Genomic DNA, 16,875 nt, shown 5'->3' with positions numbered 1-16,875 from the left:
CGGCGACCACACTCTGTCTCCACAAGTTGATCAATCAATGATCACGTCAGGAGACAAGCATGTTGCACGCGCATCGCTGGCTGGCTGCCGGCGCGGTGGCATTCGCCCTGGCAAGCCAGGCCCATGCCGCCTGGCCTGAACGGCCGATCACCCTTATCGTTCCGGCCGCGCCCGGCGGCACCACCGACATCGCCGCGCGGCTGATCGCGGACAAGCTGGGCGCCCGGCTGGGGCAGCAGGTCATCGTGGAAAACCGCGCGGGCGCCGCAGGCATCATCGGCGCGCAGACAATGGCGCGCGCCAAGCCCGATGGCTACACCTTGCTGATGGGCAACATCGGCCCCAACGCCATCAACTACGCGCTGTACAAGACGCTGCCCTACAAGCCCGCCGACTTCGCGCCGGTGACGCTGGTGATCTCGGTGCCCAACGTGCTGGTCGTGAACGAAGCCTCGTCCGCCCGCACGGTCGCCGACCTGCTGGCCCTGGCGAGGCAAGACCCGGCCAAGGTTTCCTTCGGCAGTTCCGGCGCGGGGCAATCGCCGCACCTGTCGGCCGAACTGTTCAAGCAACGCGCCGGCATCCCCGGCACGCATGTGCCCTATAAGGGCGCGGGCCCCGCGGTGGCCGCGCTGCTGGGCCAGCAGTTCACGTTCATGATCGACAACCTGCCCAGCTCGATGCCGTTCATCCAGTCCGGCAAGCTGCGCGCGCTTGCCGTCACGAGCGACCGCCGGCTGGCCGAACTGCCGGACGTGCCGACGATGGCCGAAGCTGGCGTGAAGGACATGGTGGTGACGGCCTGGTTCGGCCTTGTTGCGCCGGCCGGCACGCCGGAGGACGTCATCGGCAAGCTCTACGCCGCCACGCGCGACGTCGTGCAGAGCCCCGAAGTCAGCGACCGCTTCAAGGCCATGGGCGGGCAGGCCGGCGGCAACACGCCCGCCGAATTTACCGCGTTCATCGGCCAGGAGCGCGCTCGCTGGAAGCAGATCGTGGACACGGCCGGACTGGCACAGGAGCAATAGACGTGATCGACAAGATCCAAGCATCCATGGCCGAGGCCGTGGCGGTGATTCCCGACGGCGCATCCGTGCTGGTGGGCGGCTTTGGCGAAGCGGGCGTGCCTTACGAGCTGCTGCAATGCCTGGCGGAATCGGGCCGGCGCGACCTGACCATCATCTCGAACAACGCCGGCACGTTCGAGCGCGGCATTGCCGCGCTGCTGATCCGCAAACAGGTCCGCAAGATCATCTGCTCGCATCCGCGTCCGCCCAATTCCGATGCGTTCGCGCGTGCGTTTCGCGCTGGCGAGGTGGAACTGGAATGCGTGCCGCAGGGCACGCTGGCCGAACGGCTGCGCGCCGCGGGCGCGGGGCTGGGGCCGTTCTACACGCCCACCGGCTACGGCACCGAACTGGCCGCGGGCCGTCGCCAGGAAGTGATCAATGGCGTGGGCTACGTGCTGGAGCATCCGCTGCGCGGCGATTACGCGCTGATCCGCGCCCATCTAGGCGACCGCTGGGGCAACCTGATGTACCGGCACGCGGCGCGCAACTTCAACCCGGTGATGTGCATGGCCGCCGGCCACGCCATCGCGCAGGTCGACGAGGTCGTGCCGCTGGGCGCGTTCGTGCCCGAGCAGGTCATGACGCAAGGCATCTTCGTGAAATCCGTGGTGCGGGTGGAGGCCTGACATGCAAGACATCACCGGCTTGACCCGCCAGCAGATCGCGCAGCTGCTGGCCAGCGACATCCCCGACGGCTCCATCGTCAACCTGGGCATCGGCATGCCGACGCTGGTGGGCGACTACCTGCCCTCCGACAAGGACATCCTGCTGCACAGCGAAAACGGCATCCTGGGCATGGGTCCGGCCGCCAGCGGCGAAAACGTGGACCTGGACCTGATCAACGCCAGCCGCCAGCCCATCACGCTGCTGGACGGCGCCTCAATCACCGAGCACATCGTGTCGTTCGCGATGATGCGCGGCGGCCACCTGGACTACGCCGTGCTCGGCGCGTTCCAGGTATCGGAATCAGGCGACCTGGCCAATTGGAAGACCGATGCGGCCGACGCCATTCCCGCCGTGGGCGGCGCGATGGACCTGGCCGTGGGCGCCAAGCAGGTCCTGGTCACGATGGAGCACCGCGGCCGCGACGGCTCGCCCAAGGTGCTGCGGCAATGCACGTATCCGCTGACGGGCAAGGGCGTGGTGACGCGCATCTATACCGATCTGGCGGTGATTGACGTGACGCCCGGCGGCTTGAATGTCTACGCCATGAAGGCAGGCGTTACCGCGGCCTTCCTGCGTTCCGTGACCGAGGCGCCGCTGCATTTCCCCGCGACGCCGCGCGTGATCGTGCTGGATCCAGCCGGCACGCCGCGCTACGCCTGACGGTGTGCATCCGCCTTTGGGCAAAGGAGACCCCCTGATGATCCGTTCGTTTCTGATTGCCGCGTCGCTCGGCGTCCTGTCCCTGGGTGCTGTCGAAGCCGCCCCGGCCTACCCCGACAAGCCCATCACCTTGCTGATCCCGTATCCGCCGGGCGGCAGCGCCGATATGCTGGCCCGGCCGCTGGGCGCGGAACTGCAGAAGAAGTGGGGTCAGCCGGTCGTGCTGGAATACAAGCCGGGCGCGGGCGGCGCCATCGCGTCCGCGCAACTGGCGCGCGCCAAGCCTGACGGCTACACCTTGCTGATGGTGCTGGCCGCGCATGCCATCAACCCCAGCCTGTATCCGTCCTTGCCCTACGACACCCGCCGTGACTTCGCGCCGGTCTCGCTGGTGGCGACGTTGCCGATGCTGGTGGCTGCGCCGTTGTCCACGCCGGCCAGCACCATCCCCGAACTGATCGCCTACGGCAAGAGCCATCCCGGCAAGCTCAGTTTCGCGTCCGCCGGCAACGGCAACACCAGCCATCTGGCCGCCGAGATGTTCAAGAACCAGACGGGCGTGGACATGATGCACGTGCCGTACAAAGGCAGCGGCCCCGCGGTCGTCGCCTTGCTGGGCGGCGAGGTGTCGTTGATGTTCGACAGCATCTCCACGTCGTTGCCGCAGGTGCAGGCAGGCAAGTTGAAGGCCATCGCGGTCACCGGCGAACGCCGCTCGCCCTTGCTGCCCGATGTGCCCACGGTGGCCGAAAGCGTGCCTGGCTTCGTCGTGAACGGCTGGTACGGGGTGCTGGCGCCGGCGGGCACGCCGCCCGATGTCGTCAACGCCTTGAGCCGCGGCATCGCCGACGCCGTGGCGTTGCCCGCGTTGAAGCAGCAACTGGCGGGCTATGGATATGAAACCGTGGGCTCTACGCCGGCCGACTTCGCCAGCCATATCGACCGCGAACTGGACGCGTGGAAAAAGGCGGTGGACGCCTCGGGGGCCAAGCTGAATTAAGGAAGGGCCCGATGTGCCCCTGTGCCGTGTCCCCCGACGCGCGGCGCTATACCGTCAACACGCAATCCAGCGCTTCCGGCGCGGTGAGCCTCACGCGGTACGCGCGCAACTCGTCGCGGCGGAACACGTGCACTGTCACGCGATCACCGGGGCGATACTGCGCCAGCAGCAGGTCCAGGCCGGCGGGTGCATCCACCCGCAAACCATCCACCGCCACCAGCACATCGCCCGCCGACAGGCCGGCCTGGTGGCCCGCGCCGCCTTCCAGCACGGTGGCCAGCAGCAGTGAGTCGCCCTGTTTGCGCGTGCGCACGTCCAGCGACGGGATGTTGGCCGCCGTCTTCCATTGCAGCGTGATGCCTTCGGCGGCCAGCAGTTCGGCCAGCGGCACGTCGGCCGTGCCGTAGGCATGGCGCGCGATGAAGCGGCGGGCATCCACGCCGGTGGCTTCCTGGATCAGCGCGGGCAGGCCGTCTTCGGGCAAGCCCTGCGGATTGCCCTGATAGAAGTCGCGGCCATAGCGCTCCCACAGCAGGCGCATCACGTCGTCCAGCGAATGGCGGCCGGCGGAGTCGCGGCGGATCAGCAAGTCCAGGCCCAGCGCCACCAGCGCGCCCTTCGTGTAGTAACTGACCAGCGCGTTGGGCGAGTTCTCGTCCTGCTTGTAATAGCGCGTCCACGCGTCGAACGAGCTTTCCGCCACCGACTGCTTGGCGCGGCCCGGCGTGCGGGCCACGCTGGTGATGGTCTTGGCCAGCAAGCGCAGGTAGTCGGACTGCGTGATCGCGCCCGAGCGCAGCAGCAGCAGGTCGTCGTAATAGGACGTGAAGCCTTCGAACACCCACAGCAGGCGCGTCAGGTCGGGCTGCTCAAGGTGGTAGGGGGCAAACGCCTGCGGCTTGATGCGCTTGACGTTCCAGGTATGGAAGTATTCATGGCTGACCAGACCAAGAAAGCCGCGGTAGCCTTCGCCCTGGCCTTGCTGGCCCAGCACCGGCAAGTCCTTGCGGGACGTCATCAGCGCCGTGCTGGCGCGATGCTCCAGGCCGCCGTAGCCGTCGCCCGTCACCATGGTCATGAAGACGTAGCGGTTGGAGCTGTCCAGGAACGGCGCGCGTTTCGTGCGGGGCTCGAAGAATGCGATCTGCGTCTCGCAGATCTTTTTCACGTCGCCCGTGATGCGGGCCAGATCCAGGTTCGGCGTCACGCCGGTAAACACCAGTTCGTGTTCCGCGCCGTGGGCCGTGAACGTCGCCACATGCGGCGTGCCCATTTCCACGGGATGGTCGATCAGCGCGTCGTAATCCGGCGCCAGGTACAGGCCGAAGCCGTGGCGGCGGGCGGCGCCCTTGTGGCCGCGGGCCTCGGGCAGGCTGGTGTAGACCTTCCAGCCGTCCAGGCCGCGCGGCGGCGCCAGGTCCACCAGGCAGGGCAGGTGGTCCTGGCCATGCACGCGCAGGAACACGCTGGTGCCGTTGAAGAAGCCGTGGCTTTCGTCCAGATGCGCGCCGCGCACCGACAGGTCCCACGCGTAGACCACGTATTCGACCCGCAACGGGCCGTCGCAAGGCGCGGCCTGCCAGGTGTGGTTATCGATTTTGTCGACATTCACGCGCCGCGTGCCCGCCTGGGCCGACAGCGATTCGATCTGGCGCGAGAAGTCGCGGATGAGGTAGCTGCCCGGAATCCAGGCCGGCAGCGACAGCCGCTGGCCTTCAGGAGAAGGCGTATCGATGGTTAGGGTTATCCGGTAGCGGTGTCCTGCCGGATCGAACGGCGCAAGGCGGTAAAGTATCGGAAAAGCGGCATCTGATTTTTTCATGCTTCTATCTTATTACTGGAGACATTCAATGAGCGAGTCGTTTGTACTGGTCGAGACCCGGGGCCGCGTCGGCCTGCTGACGCTGAACCGCCCCAAGGCGCTCAATGCGCTGAACGATCAACTGATGGATGAGCTCGGCGCGGCACTGCTGGCGTTCGAAGCGAATGCCGACATCGGCTGCGTGGTCATTACCGGCAGCGAGAAGGCCTTTGCCGCAGGCGCCGATATCGGCGCGATGAAAGACTGGTCGTACATGGATGTGTACGGCAGCGAATACATCACCCGCAACTGGGAAACCTTGAAGCGCATCCGGAAGCCCGTAATCGCCGCCGTGGGCGGCTACGCGCTGGGCGGCGGCTGCGAACTGGCCATGATGTGCGACATCATCATCGCCGCTGACACCGCCAAGTTCGGCCAGCCGGAGATCAAGCTGGGCGTGATCCCGGGCGCCGGCGGCACGCAGCGCCTGCCGCGCGCCGTGGGCAAGGCCAAGGCCATGGATCTGGCGCTGACCGCCCGCATGATGGGCGCCGAAGAAGCGGAGCGCGCCGGCCTGGTGTCGCGCGTGGTCCCCGCCGACAAGCTGATGGAAGAAGCCCTGGATGCCGCCACCGTCATCGCGTCGATGTCGCTGCCGTCCGTGATGATGGCCAAGGAATGCGTGAATCGCGCGTTCGAAAGCGCGCTGAACGAAGGCCTGCTGTTCGAACGCCGCGTCTTCCATTCGCTGTTCGCCACCGAAGACCAGAAGGAAGGCATGGCCGCGTTCACCGAAAAGCGCAAACCGGACTTTAAACACCGTTAAGCCTTGTTACGTCCGCGCAAGTGGCGCGGGCAGGTCCTGAGATACCCGACGCGCCCGGCAGGGCGCGTTTTTCATGGGCGATGAATACGGGTTTCCCGTTGCGCCTTGAAACGTCTGGGCAGCACCTTGTTGCAGACTTCTTCCCTATCCTGATTAGGCGTCATCAAGAGGTGCCGCGCCAGAGCGGCTTGCCCAACCTGGCAAGTCCCGCGCGGCGGCTCGCTTGCAAACAAAATCAAGAAGGAGCCTTGCATGCGTACTTTTATCGCCAATCGCCGGTGGTCCGCCGCGGTCCTTGCGGGCGCGCTCAGCGCCTGCTTCGTGACCGCCACTCAGGCTCAATCGCCGCAGCCCACGCTGCGCCTGGTGTCCGAAACGCCCTATCCCGCCTCGGCTGCCGCGCCGCAGATGAGCGAGCAGGATCTGCGCGACACGGCCATCGATGCCTACGTCTACGCCTATCCCATGGTGTTGATGGAGCTGGCGCGCCGCAAGGCCACCGCCGTGCAAAGTCCGCTGGACGGGCGCGCGCCGGTGAACCAGTTCGGCCACAAGACCGCTTTCCCTGACCCGCGTGCCGCCGACACGCCGTGGCCCAGCGCCGACGCGCTGTACTCCAGCCTGTGGTTCGATGTCTCGCAGGCGCCGCTGATCGTGAACCTGCCCGACACGGGCGGGCGCTATTCGGTGCTGTCGGCGCTGGATATGTGGAGCGACGTGTTCGCCTCGCGCGGCACCCGCACCAACGGCCCCGGCGCGCAATCCTTCGCCATCGTCGGCCCCAACTGGCAGGGCAGCGTGCCCGCCGGCATCGACGTGATCCGCAGCCCGACTTCGACCGGCTGGTTGATCGGCTGGACCCAGACCGGCGGTCCGCAGGATTACGCGGCCGTCAATCAGATCCAGGCCGGCATGACCGCTGTGCCGCTTGTCACGCAGACCGCCGCGACGCCGATGCGCAGCGGCCGCTACACCGCGGGCAACGCCTATCCGCAGACCGGATCGGGCGTGGGCTCGGCCCCGATCGGCAGCGGCCTGCCGTTGCCGACGCCGGTAAACCTGCCCGAGGGCACGCCCGCCGAGCAGGCGGCCAGCATGGACGCGGCATCCTTCTTTGCACTGTTCTTCGATGTGTTGCGCAACAATCCGCCGCACGCCAACGATTCGCCGATCCTGGACCGCATGCGCCGCATCGGCTTAGAGAGCCGCCAACCGTTCTCGTATGGCCGCCTGAGCCCGGCCGTGCAGCAGGCCCTGGCCGACGCCCAGCCGCTGGCGGGTCGCCGCATCGCCGATGGCGTGTCGCGCCTGGGCACGCCGATCAACGGCTGGAATACCGTCCTGTCGGGCATCGGCACCTACGGCACCGACTACGCGCGCCGCGCCGCCATCGCTTATGCGGGCCTGGGCGCGCCGACGCCGGAAGACGTGCTGTACCCGGTGACCGTGGCCGATTCGAAGGGCCGCCCGTTGAACTCCAACGAGGACTACGTGCTGCACTTCGACAAGGGCCAGCTGCCGCCCGTCAACGCGTTCTGGTCGCTGCACGTCTATAACGACAAGCACGGCTTTGCCGACAACCCCGCCAACCGCTACGCGCTGCGCAGCACCGACGGGCTGAAGTACAACTCGGACGGTTCGTTGGACATCTACATCCAGCGCCGCGACCCGGGCGAGAAGAAGCGTTCGAACTGGATCAGTACGCCGGCCGCCGACGGTCCGTTCCTGTTGAGCTTGCGTCTTTACTGGCCGCAAGACACGGCGCTGGACGGCCTGTGGGCGCCGCCGCCGGTCAAGGAAGACTAAGCCTGCGCAGCCGGTTAACACCGCCTGCCGGAACAAAGCGGCCCCGATGTCGGGGCCGTTTTTTTAGAGTGCTAAGGCGGGTTGCGCAAGGCTTGAGCAGGTGGAACAAGGGCCGCGTTCGCGTCCCTATTTTTCGTGCGGTATCTAGTACGCCCGGGCCGTTGTTTGCACCTTACAAACCCCCGAAAGTTCATTTGCTCGAGCAAAAAGAATCACGCTATACTCTGCGGGTTTGACGCTTGCGGGATAAGAACACGTGGCGGCTGGTAAGCGGTGGATGGGCGCGGATTGCAGGGTAGAGACGCTAAATTAGCGGATGCTGAAAAGCATGGGCTGAAAGGCGAACCCAGGCAAGCCGAAGCCAGACACTAGCGCGTACTGAAAGCGGTGCCTTTGACCTATGTAAGGACAAAGCATCAGGTTTCAAGTGCGGGCACGCCGGTTCTGATAGGGGCAAGAAGTACAGCGGGGAAGTTTGATGCAGCAGAACTCGATGCAACATGTGCAACAGGGTTTGTTGGACCAGGACGAGATGGATAAGGTTCTGGTTCTCAGCGACGCGGATCGCGCGGCGCTGAATGCTCAAGCTAGCCGCGGGCTCCTGTTGGCATTGGCGGCGCAAGGCGCCATGGGGCTCGCAGCAGCAGTAATTGCGGGGGTTGTCGGAGGGGCAGCGGCTGGTTGGTCGGCGCTGGCGGGGGCGGGAGCGTATTTCATACCCAATGCGTTGTTCGCATTGCGCCTGGTTGTCAGCGTTCGGGCCGGTCGAGCCAGTCCCTTTACCTTTCTCTCTGGTGAGTTGATCAAGTTGTTCGCAACGGCATTGCTGTTGTGGGGGCTTTCGCGTGTGGCGCAGGACACCCTGGTGTGGCCCGCTGCATTGCTCGGTCTGATACTCACATTGAAGGGTTACCTCCTGCTTTTGATGTTCCGCAAGTTGTCTTAGCGCCGAGTAGTCAGTAGCGGCAAACGTGATCGTGGAATCGTCCGGCTCGCAAGGGTTCGGGCATACAGCAAATAGGGTAGGATTCAAATGGCTGCTGCCAGCGACGTGTCGCCTCAGTCCGCGTATATTCAGCATCACCTGGTGCATCTGAACAATACCGGTGAGAAACAGAGCGCAATTGCTCAGTTCGACATCATCAATTACGACTCGTTGTTCTGGTCCGGCCTGATGGGTCTGATCGTGATTTTCTTCCTGTGGCGCGCTGCTCGCCGCGCCACCAGTGGCGTGCCGACCCGCTTCCAGGCTTTCGTGGAAATGATCGTCGACATGGTCGACGACCAGGCCAAGGGCATCGTCCACAACGCCAAGAGCCGTCTTTTCATCGCCCCGCTGGCGCTCACCGTGTTCCTCTGGATCATCCTGATGAACGCGCTGGACTTGCTGCCGGTTGACCTGTTGCCCTCCATCTGGCGCCTGACCGGCCTGGGTGCGGAACACGGCGATCCCCTCTATTACCACCGCATTCTGCCGACCGCCGACCTGAACGTGCCGATGGGCATGTCGCTGGGCGTGCTGCTGCTGATGTTCTATTACGGCATCAAGATCAAGCATCCGGGCGGCTTCGTCAAAGAACTGTTCACCGCGCCGTTCCATGCGCATGGTCTGGGCGCCGTCGTGCTGGCCCCGTTCAACCTGCTGCTGAACCTGATCGAATACGCCGCCAAGTCCGTGTCGCTGGGCATGCGGTTGTTCGGCAACATGTTCGCCGGCGAACTGATTTTCATGCTGATCGCCCTCCTGGGCGGCGCCTGGACCGGCTTCAACGGTGCCAGCATCGGCTTGGGAATCGGCCACATCCTGGCCGGCTCCATCTGGGCGATCTTCCACATCCTGATCGTTCTTCTGCAGGCCTTCATCTTCATGATGCTGACGCTGGTGTATCTCGGCCAGGCACACGAAGGCCACTGATCCCCCGAATTTCCTGCGCTGGCCACCCGGCCAGCGTGGGATAGCAAGATTATCTTGCATTGAGCTGTACCCCTTATTTTTCAATTTTTGACTTCAGATTTCTAACCAAGGAGTTGTCATGACCAACGTCGCTTTCGTTGCCCTCGCTTGCGGTCTCATCATCGGTTTGGGTGCTATCGGCGCTTGCATCGGCATCGCACTGATGGGCGGCAAGTATCTGGAAGCTTCGGCTCGTCAGCCTGAGCTGATGAACGCTCTGCAAACGAAGATGTTCCTGCTGGCTGGCCTGATCGACGCGGCATTCCTGATCGGCGTGGGTATTGCCATGCTGTTCGCCTTCGCCAACCCGTTCGTCGGCTAAGGCAGCGCCCGCCGGCGAATAGGCGGGTCATGACGCTGGCGGCGATGAGGGCGCAAGTCCCATCGCCGGTCAGCAAAGTATCGAGTGCTCCGTGACGCCCCTTTCCGGGTGCGGTCGGAGCCGCAAGGTGTTAAAGGAACGACCGTGAATCTGAACGCGACGATCATTTTCCAGATGCTCGTGTTCTTCGTTCTGGGCTGGTTCACGATGAAATTCGTGTGGCCTCCTCTGACGAAGGCGATGGACGAGCGCCGCCAAAAAATCGCCGACGGCCTTGCCGCCGCCGAGAAGGGCAAAGCCGACTTGGCTCAAGCCCAGGCGCGTGTCAGTCTTATCGAGGCTTCTGCCAAGTCCGAAAACCACGCCCGCATCATCGAGGCCGAAAAGCAAGCCGCCTCCCTGATCGAGCAAGCCCGCCGTGAAGCGGAAGCTGAACGCGCCCGTATCGTGGCTCAAGCAGCTCAAGATGCCGCGCAGGAAGTTCAGCGCGCTCGTGACTCGCTGCGCGACGACGTTGCCGCGTTGGCTGTCAAGGGTGCTGAACAGATCCTCAAGCGCGAGGTTGACGCCCGCGCCCACGCCGAGCTGCTGAACCAGCTTCGCGCGCAGCTTTAATCCGGGACCGTCATGGCTGAACTTTCCACTGTTGCCCGTCCCTACGCTGAAGCGCTCTTCAGCGCAGCGCGCGACGACAAGGCCGGCTTGCCGGCTTGGGCCGACCTGGTCAGCGAAATGTCGCAGGTCGCCTCCAACCCCGACGTGCGCGAGGCCATGGCCGACCCGCGTCTGGGCGACAAGCAGCGCGTTGAGCTGTTTTCCGGCCTGATCAAGGCCGAACTGCCGCAGGCCGCCCGTAATTTCATCGAGCTGCTGGTTGAAAACGACCGACTGCTGCTGCTGCCCGACATCGCCACGCAATTCGTGGTGCTGCGGAATCGTCACGAGGGCACGGCGCAGGCGGAAATCACCAGCGCGTTCGAACTGAGCGACGACCAGGTCAAAGAATTGGTCGCCGCGCTCGAACAAAAATTCGGCCTCAAGCTCAAGCCCAACGTCACCGTCGACAAGTCGTTGATCGGCGGCGTGCGCGTGGCTGTCGGTGACCAGGTGCTCGATACTTCCGTACAAGCCCAATTGGTCCGCATGCGCGATCAGCTCGCCGCTTAAGGCAACTAACAGGATTCCAGGAGTCAATATGCAACTCAATCCCTCCGAGATCAGCGAACTGCTCAAGAGCCGCATCGAGGGCCTGGGCGCTTCGGCTGATGTCCGTACTCAGGGCACCGTCGTGTCCGTGACCGACGGTATTACCCGCATCCACGGCTTGTCCGATGTGATGCAGGGCGAAATGCTCGAATTTCCCAACAACGTTTTCGGTCTGGCGCTCAACCTTGAGCGCGATTCCGTCGGCGCCGTTATCCTCGGCGACTACACCGGCATCTCCGAAGGCGACCAGGTCAAGACGACCGGCCGCATTCTGGAAGTCCCGGTCGGTCCGGAACTGAAAGGCCGCGTGGTCAACACGCTGGGCGAGCCGATCGACGGCAAGGGCCCGGTCAACGCCAAGGAAACCGACATCATCGAAAAAGTGGCGCCCGGCGTTATCGCCCGCCGCTCGGTGTCGCAGCCGCTGCAAACCGGCGTCAAGGCTATCGACTCGATGGTGCCGATCGGCCGCGGTCAACGCGAACTGATCATTGGTGACCGCCAGACCGGCAAGACCGCTGTCGCTGTCGACACGATCATCAGCCAGAAGGGCAAGGGCGTCACCTGCGTGTACGTCGCCATCGGCCAGAAGGCTTCCACGATCAACAACGTGGTCCGCAAGCTGGAAGAGCACGGCGCGATGGAATACACCATCGTCGTGGCCGCTTCGGCTTCCGACTCCGCCGCCATGCAATACCTGGCTGCCTACGCCGGTTGCACGATGGGCGAATACTTCCGCGATCGCGGCGAAGACGCCCTGATCGTTTATGACGATCTGACCAAGCAAGCCTGGGCCTATCGCCAAGTGTCGCTGCTGCTGCGCCGTCCGCCGGGCCGCGAAGCCTACCCGGGCGACGTGTTCTACCTGCACTCGCGTCTGCTGGAACGTGCTGCCCGCGTGAACGAAGACTACGTCGAAAAGTTCACCAATGGCGCCGTCAAGGGCAAGACCGGTTCGCTGACCGCACTGCCGATCATCGAAACGCAAGCCGGTGACGTTTCCGCCTTCGTTCCGACCAACGTGATCTCGATCACCGACGGCCAGATCTTCCTGGAAACCGACCTGTTCAACGCCGGTGTCCGCCCCGCAATCAACGCCGGTATCTCGGTGTCGCGTGTGGGTGGTGCTGCGCAGACCAAGGTCGTCAAGAAACTGTCCGGCGGTATCCGTACCGACTTGGCGCAGTACCGTGAACTGGCCGCCTTCGCGCAGTTCGCTTCCGACCTGGACGACGCCACCCGTCGCCAGCTGGAACGCGGCAAGCGCGTGGTCGAACTGCTCAAGCAGCCGCAATACCAGCCGCTGCAAGTGTGGGAACTAGCCGTCACGCTGTACACGGTCAACAACGGCTACCTGGATGACGTGGACGTGGCCCAAGTGCTGTCGTTCGAGAAGTCGCTCAAGGATCAACTGAAGGCCAAGCATGCGGCCATGATCCAGCGCATCGAAGACACCAAGGAACTGTCCAAGGACGACGAGGCCGAATTGGCCACCGCCGTTCAGGAATTCAAGAAGCACGGTGCTTTTTAAGAAAGTGATGGGTTAGGCGTCTGCAACGCCTCACCCATCCTTACCGGATGGTTGAGGCGTGAGCGGAACCCATCGGCCAGTCTTCACAGGAAAGCGCAATGCCCGGAATTAAGGAAATCCGAACCAAGATCAAGAGCGTGCAAAACACGCGCAAGATCACCAAGGCGATGGAAATGGTCGCCGCATCCAAAATGCGCAAGGCGCAGGAACGGATGCGTGCTGGTCGTCCGTACGCCACCAAGGTGCGCGAGATTGCTGCGCACCTGATGCAGGCCAACCCCGAGTACAGCCACCCGTACCTGGTCGAACGCGAAATCAAAGCGGTCGGCGTGGTCATGGTGACGACTGACAAGGGTTTGTGCGGCGGCTTGAACACCAACATCACTCGCGTGACGTTGGGCAAGCTGAAAGAGTTCGAGAAAAACGGCATCGCCGTGCAAGCGACCGCTTTCGGCAATAAGGGCGTGGGTGTGCTGACCCGTATCGGCGCCAAACTGGTTTCCCAGGAAGTGCAACTGGGCGACAAGCCGCAACTGGACCGCCTGCTGGGCGCGATCAAGGTGCAGCTGGACGCCTACCTGGATGGCCGCATCGACGCGCTGTACGTGGCATCGACCCGCTTCGTCAATACGATGAAGCAGGAGCCGCTGTTCTTGCGTCTGCTGCCGTTGGCCAGTGGTTTGGAAGATCCGTACCAGACGGGTGCTGAAAGCCTGGCCAAGACGTCGGAAGTGAAGTCGGACTACAGCTGGGATTACATCTACGAACCCGACGCCCGTAGCGTGATCGACGACCTGCTGCAGCGTTACGTTGAAGGCCTGCTGTATCAAGCCGTGGCCGAGAACATGGCTTCGGAGCAGTCGGCCCGGATGGTCGCCATGAAGGCGGCGTCGGACAACGCCAAGAAGGTCATCGGAGAGCTGCAACTGGTCTACAACAAGACCCGTCAGGCCGCGATCACCAAAGAAATTTCGGAAATCGTAGGGGGCGCTGCCGCCGTTTAAGGCAGGCAGCTCCCATCTAAAGCTATCAAGCAAGGAATCGACATGAGCAACGGAACCATCGTTCAGTGCATCGGCGCCGTGGTGGATATTCAGTTCCCCCGCGATCACATGCCCAAGATTTATGAAGCGCTTACCCTGGCCGACGACGAGTCCTCCTCGTTCGCCGAAAAGGGTCTGACGCTGGAAGTGCAGCAACAGTTGGGCGACGGCGTGGTGCGTACCATTGCGCTGGGCTCCAGCGACGGCCTGCGCCGCGGCATGAAGGTCACCGGCACGGGCGCCCCGATCTCGGTGCCGGTCGGCACCGGCACGCTGGGCCGCATCATGGACGTGCTGGGTCGTCCCATCGACGAAGCCGGCCCGATCCAACACGAAGAAAAGCGTGGCATCCACCAAAGCGCTCCCCGCTTCGACGAACTGTCGCCGTCGGTGGAACTGCTGGAAACCGGCATCAAGGTTATTGACTTGGTCTGCCCGTTCGCAAAGGGCGGCAAGGTCGGCCTGTTCGGCGGCGCCGGCGTGGGCAAGACCGTGAACATGATGGAACTCATCAACAACATCGCCAAGCAGCACAGCGGTTTGTCGGTGTTTGCCGGCGTGGGTGAGCGTACCCGCGAAGGCAACGACTTCTACCACGAAATGGAAGAGTCGAACGTTCTGGACAAGGTCGCGATGGTGTTCGGTCAGATGAACGAACCCCCGGGCAACCGTCTGCGCGTGGCGCTGACCGGCCTGACGATGGCCGAGAAGTTCCGTGACGAAGGCCGCGACATCCTGTTCTTCGTGGACAACATCTACCGCTACACGCTGGCCGGTACCGAAGTGTCCGCACTGCTGGGCCGTATGCCGTCGGCCGTGGGCTACCAGCCCACGCTGGCTGAAGAAATGGGCAAGCTGCAAGAGCGCATCACGTCGACCAAGACGGGCTCGATCACCTCGATCCAGGCCGTGTACGTCCCTGCGGATGACTTGACCGACCCGTCGCCTGCCACGACCTTCCAGCATTTGGACTCCACCGTCGTGCTGTCGCGTGACATCGCTTCGCTGGGTATCTACCCGGCCGTGGACCCGCTGGATTCGTCCAGCCGCCAGCTCGACCCGCAAGTCGTCGGCGAAGAGCACTACGCCGTTGCTCGTGGTGTGCAGCAAACGCTGCAGCGCTACAAGGAACTGCGCGACATTATCGCGATTCTGGGTATGGACGAACTGTCGCCCGACGACAAGCAGGCCGTGGCCCGCGCTCGTAAGATCCAGCGTTTCCTGTCGCAGCCGTTCCACGTTGCTGAAGTGTTTACCGGCTCGCCCGGCAAGTACGTTCCGCTGGCCGAAACCATCCGTGGTTTCAAGATGATCGTGAACGGCGAGTGCGATGCCCTGCCGGAACAGGCCTTCTACATGGTCGGTTCGATCGACGAGGCCTTCGAGAAGGCCAAGAAACTGCAATAAGGAACCGATATGGCTACCCTGCATGTGGATGTCGTCAGCGCAGAGGAAGCGATCTTCTCCGGTGAGGCGAAGTTCGTGGTGCTGCCTGGCGAAGCGGGTGAACTGGGCATTCTGCCCGGCCACACCCCGCTGATTTCGCGCATACGCCCCGGGACGGTCAAGATCGTTCGTGCCGACCAAGGCGAGGAAAACATCTTCGTCGCCGGGGGCATTCTGGAAGTGCAGCCGGGCAGCGTGACGGTTCTGGCCGACACGGCTATCCGTGCCGCCGACCTGGACGAAGCCCGTGCCCTGGAAGCTCGCAAGAAGGCCGAAGAGGCCCTTGCGAACGCCAAGGACAAGGCTGACATCGCTGTCGTCGAAGCGGAACTCGCCATGCTGGCTGCGCAAGCCATCGCGGCGCGCAAGCTGCGCCAAGGCGGTCGTTCGCACTAAGCGGCAAAGCAGTACCCCGGGGTTCGCTCCGGATTGGAAAAAGCGGCCAATGGCCGCTTTTTTCATGCCCGCGCGTTTCATGCCCGCGCATCATGTGCCCGGGTGCGGGGGCGACCGCAATGCGTTCACTACGAATGGCGACGCGGCTTGCACGACAGTAGCCTTCAACTTTGCCTACTTAGCCAAAGGGGAAAGCGTGCGAGAAGTCCTGGATTGCGGGGTGCTGTTGGCGCCGGGCCATGAAGGCGCCATGCGCGATTGGGTCGCCCGGCATCAAGCCCGGCTGACGCGGATCCGGCTGCACCTGGTGCCGCTGGTTCGCACACACGCAGCGGAGGCCAATGCCGAGCTTCTCGCGGCTCCTGCGCACGGCGCGGGCGTCCACCCACATCCGCTGCAGGACGTCCAGGTGCTCGCGCGCCTGGCGATATCGCTCAAGCGCTATGACGGCTGCATCCTGCCTGTGACGCCATCCACGGTCGCCTGGGCGCGCATGGCCCTAGCCCAGGCGGGCGCCGCGCTGACGACGCCTATCCTGCTGCTGATGGACGACATGAAGGCCCCCGCCATCGAAGACCTGCTGGGCTTGGGCGTGGCGGACTTCATCGCGCAGCCCGCCTGCCTGGAAAGCATGCGGGTGCGTCTGGACCGGATGGCGCGGCCCGCCGTGTGGCGCCAGGCGCCGCGCGCCAGTGTGCGGGAACCGGCGGCCAGTTATCCGGGCGGGTCAGAAGCCGCAGCGCACGAGGCGGCTCGCCCGCGGTTGCCGGCAGAACTTGTCGAACAGGCGGCGGCCGGCATGCGCGAGGCACGGCGCCTGCCGGCCCAGGAGCCGTTCCGCGTGGCCAAATCGCGGGTGGTGGACGGTTTCGAGCGGGACTACATTCGCCACGCGTTGTCACGCCACGGCGGCAACGTGGCGCAGGCCGCACGGGCCTGCGACAAGCACCGGCGCGCATTCTGGGCGCTGATGCGCAAGCACGGCATCGAGGCCGCACCGTATCGGCAGGCGGCGCTGGCGCGTCGGGCGGAGTATTGAAATACCGGGGATCACCCCGCGCCGCCGCCGAAAAAGTTGAAATGCCCGGCAGAATTGCCGCCGACTTGCGCCCAAGCAAGCCGGGTCTGCCGGCCTGGCGCGCCTTGTC

17 protein-coding genes are annotated in these 16,875 nt (G+C 64.1%); 16 read left to right on the top strand and 1 reads right to left on the bottom strand.

All coding sequences use genetic code 11. The annotated features are described in order from the left end of the window. Positions 1–59: 59 nt before the first annotated feature. From AC3WMU_RS25385 to AC3WMU_RS25370, 4 genes are read left to right on the top strand one after another with little or no spacing between them, the layout of a single operon-like run. The gene (locus AC3WMU_RS25385) at positions 60–1,028 is read left to right on the top strand and encodes a Bug family tripartite tricarboxylate transporter substrate binding protein (RefSeq protein ID WP_006227284.1); all 969 of its coding nucleotides are present in this window, start codon (positions 60–62) and stop codon (positions 1,026–1,028) included. 2 nt (positions 1,029–1,030) lie between these two features. Continuing rightward, positions 1,031–1,696 carry a 3-oxoacid CoA-transferase subunit A gene (locus tag AC3WMU_RS25380; RefSeq protein WP_006227283.1) on the top strand — a complete coding sequence of 222 codons (666 nt, stop codon included), beginning with the start codon at positions 1,031–1,033 and terminating at the stop codon, positions 1,694–1,696. A 1-nt stretch (position 1,697) separates the two neighbouring features. Then, a complete protein-coding gene (locus AC3WMU_RS25375; protein ID WP_492283130.1) occupies positions 1,698–2,396 on the top strand; it encodes a 3-oxoacid CoA-transferase subunit B in 699 nt (232 codons plus the stop codon). A gap of 37 nt (positions 2,397–2,433) precedes the next feature. Next, positions 2,434–3,396 carry a Bug family tripartite tricarboxylate transporter substrate binding protein gene (locus AC3WMU_RS25370; RefSeq protein ID WP_492283129.1) on the top strand — a complete coding sequence of 321 codons (963 nt, stop codon included), beginning with the start codon at positions 2,434–2,436 and terminating at the stop codon, positions 3,394–3,396. Between the two features lie 46 nt (positions 3,397–3,442). Here AC3WMU_RS25370 and AC3WMU_RS25365 read toward each other — a convergent pair whose 3' ends face one another. Further along, positions 3,443–5,218, bottom strand: a complete 1,776-nt coding sequence (locus AC3WMU_RS25365) for a M61 family metallopeptidase (protein WP_492283128.1) — start codon at positions 5,216–5,218, stop codon at positions 3,443–3,445. Between the two features lie 28 nt (positions 5,219–5,246). Here AC3WMU_RS25365 and AC3WMU_RS25360 point away from each other — a divergent pair, with 28 nt between their 5' ends. From AC3WMU_RS25360 to AC3WMU_RS25305, 12 genes are all read left to right on the top strand, one after another. Beyond that, positions 5,247–6,023, top strand: coding sequence for an enoyl-CoA hydratase (locus tag AC3WMU_RS25360; protein WP_492283127.1), 777 nt, complete (start codon positions 5,247–5,249; stop codon positions 6,021–6,023). Positions 6,024–6,275: 252 nt separating this feature from the next. After that, entirely contained in the window at positions 6,276–7,829 is a 1,554-nt protein-coding gene (locus tag AC3WMU_RS25355; RefSeq protein WP_492283126.1) for a DUF1254 domain-containing protein, read from the top strand. 532 nt (positions 7,830–8,361) lie between these two features. Further along, the gene (locus tag AC3WMU_RS25350; RefSeq protein ID WP_035214069.1) at positions 8,362–8,775 is read left to right on the top strand and encodes an ATP synthase subunit I; all 414 of its coding nucleotides are present in this window, start codon (positions 8,362–8,364) and stop codon (positions 8,773–8,775) included. Positions 8,776–8,862: 87 nt separating this feature from the next. Then, positions 8,863–9,744: a F0F1 ATP synthase subunit A gene (atpB, locus tag AC3WMU_RS25345; RefSeq protein ID WP_006227276.1), complete on the top strand. Its 882-nt coding sequence runs from the start codon at positions 8,863–8,865 to the stop codon at positions 9,742–9,744. Between the two features lie 118 nt (positions 9,745–9,862). After that, the gene (gene atpE / locus AC3WMU_RS25340) at positions 9,863–10,105 is read left to right on the top strand and encodes a F0F1 ATP synthase subunit C (protein ID WP_003815363.1); all 243 of its coding nucleotides are present in this window, start codon (positions 9,863–9,865) and stop codon (positions 10,103–10,105) included. A gap of 144 nt (positions 10,106–10,249) precedes the next feature. After that, positions 10,250–10,720, top strand: coding sequence for a F0F1 ATP synthase subunit B (locus tag AC3WMU_RS25335; RefSeq protein WP_006227275.1), 471 nt, complete (start codon positions 10,250–10,252; stop codon positions 10,718–10,720). A 12-nt stretch (positions 10,721–10,732) separates the two neighbouring features. Continuing rightward, positions 10,733–11,272 carry a F0F1 ATP synthase subunit delta gene (locus AC3WMU_RS25330; protein WP_006227274.1) on the top strand — a complete coding sequence of 180 codons (540 nt, stop codon included), beginning with the start codon at positions 10,733–10,735 and terminating at the stop codon, positions 11,270–11,272. A 28-nt stretch (positions 11,273–11,300) separates the two neighbouring features. After that, on the top strand, positions 11,301–12,842 hold the full coding sequence (gene atpA / locus AC3WMU_RS25325) for a F0F1 ATP synthase subunit alpha (protein WP_006217061.1): 1,542 nt from the start codon (positions 11,301–11,303) through the stop codon (positions 12,840–12,842). Between the two features lie 98 nt (positions 12,843–12,940). Continuing rightward, positions 12,941–13,846: a F0F1 ATP synthase subunit gamma gene (atpG, locus tag AC3WMU_RS25320; protein WP_006227273.1), complete on the top strand. Its 906-nt coding sequence runs from the start codon at positions 12,941–12,943 to the stop codon at positions 13,844–13,846. Positions 13,847–13,888: 42 nt separating this feature from the next. Then, positions 13,889–15,292, top strand: a complete 1,404-nt coding sequence (gene atpD / locus AC3WMU_RS25315; protein ID WP_006227272.1) for a F0F1 ATP synthase subunit beta — start codon at positions 13,889–13,891, stop codon at positions 15,290–15,292. Between the two features lie 9 nt (positions 15,293–15,301). After that, on the top strand, positions 15,302–15,727 hold the full coding sequence (locus AC3WMU_RS25310) for a F0F1 ATP synthase subunit epsilon (RefSeq protein WP_006227271.1): 426 nt from the start codon (positions 15,302–15,304) through the stop codon (positions 15,725–15,727). 196 nt (positions 15,728–15,923) lie between these two features. Then, positions 15,924–16,766, top strand: coding sequence for a helix-turn-helix domain-containing protein (locus AC3WMU_RS25305; RefSeq protein WP_492283125.1), 843 nt, complete (start codon positions 15,924–15,926; stop codon positions 16,764–16,766). The last annotated feature ends 109 nt before the right edge of the window (positions 16,767–16,875 follow it).

Source organism: Achromobacter sp. FW305-C-13 (genome assembly GCF_058783475.1).
This window is presented reverse-complemented; position numbering and strand designations above follow the sequence as displayed.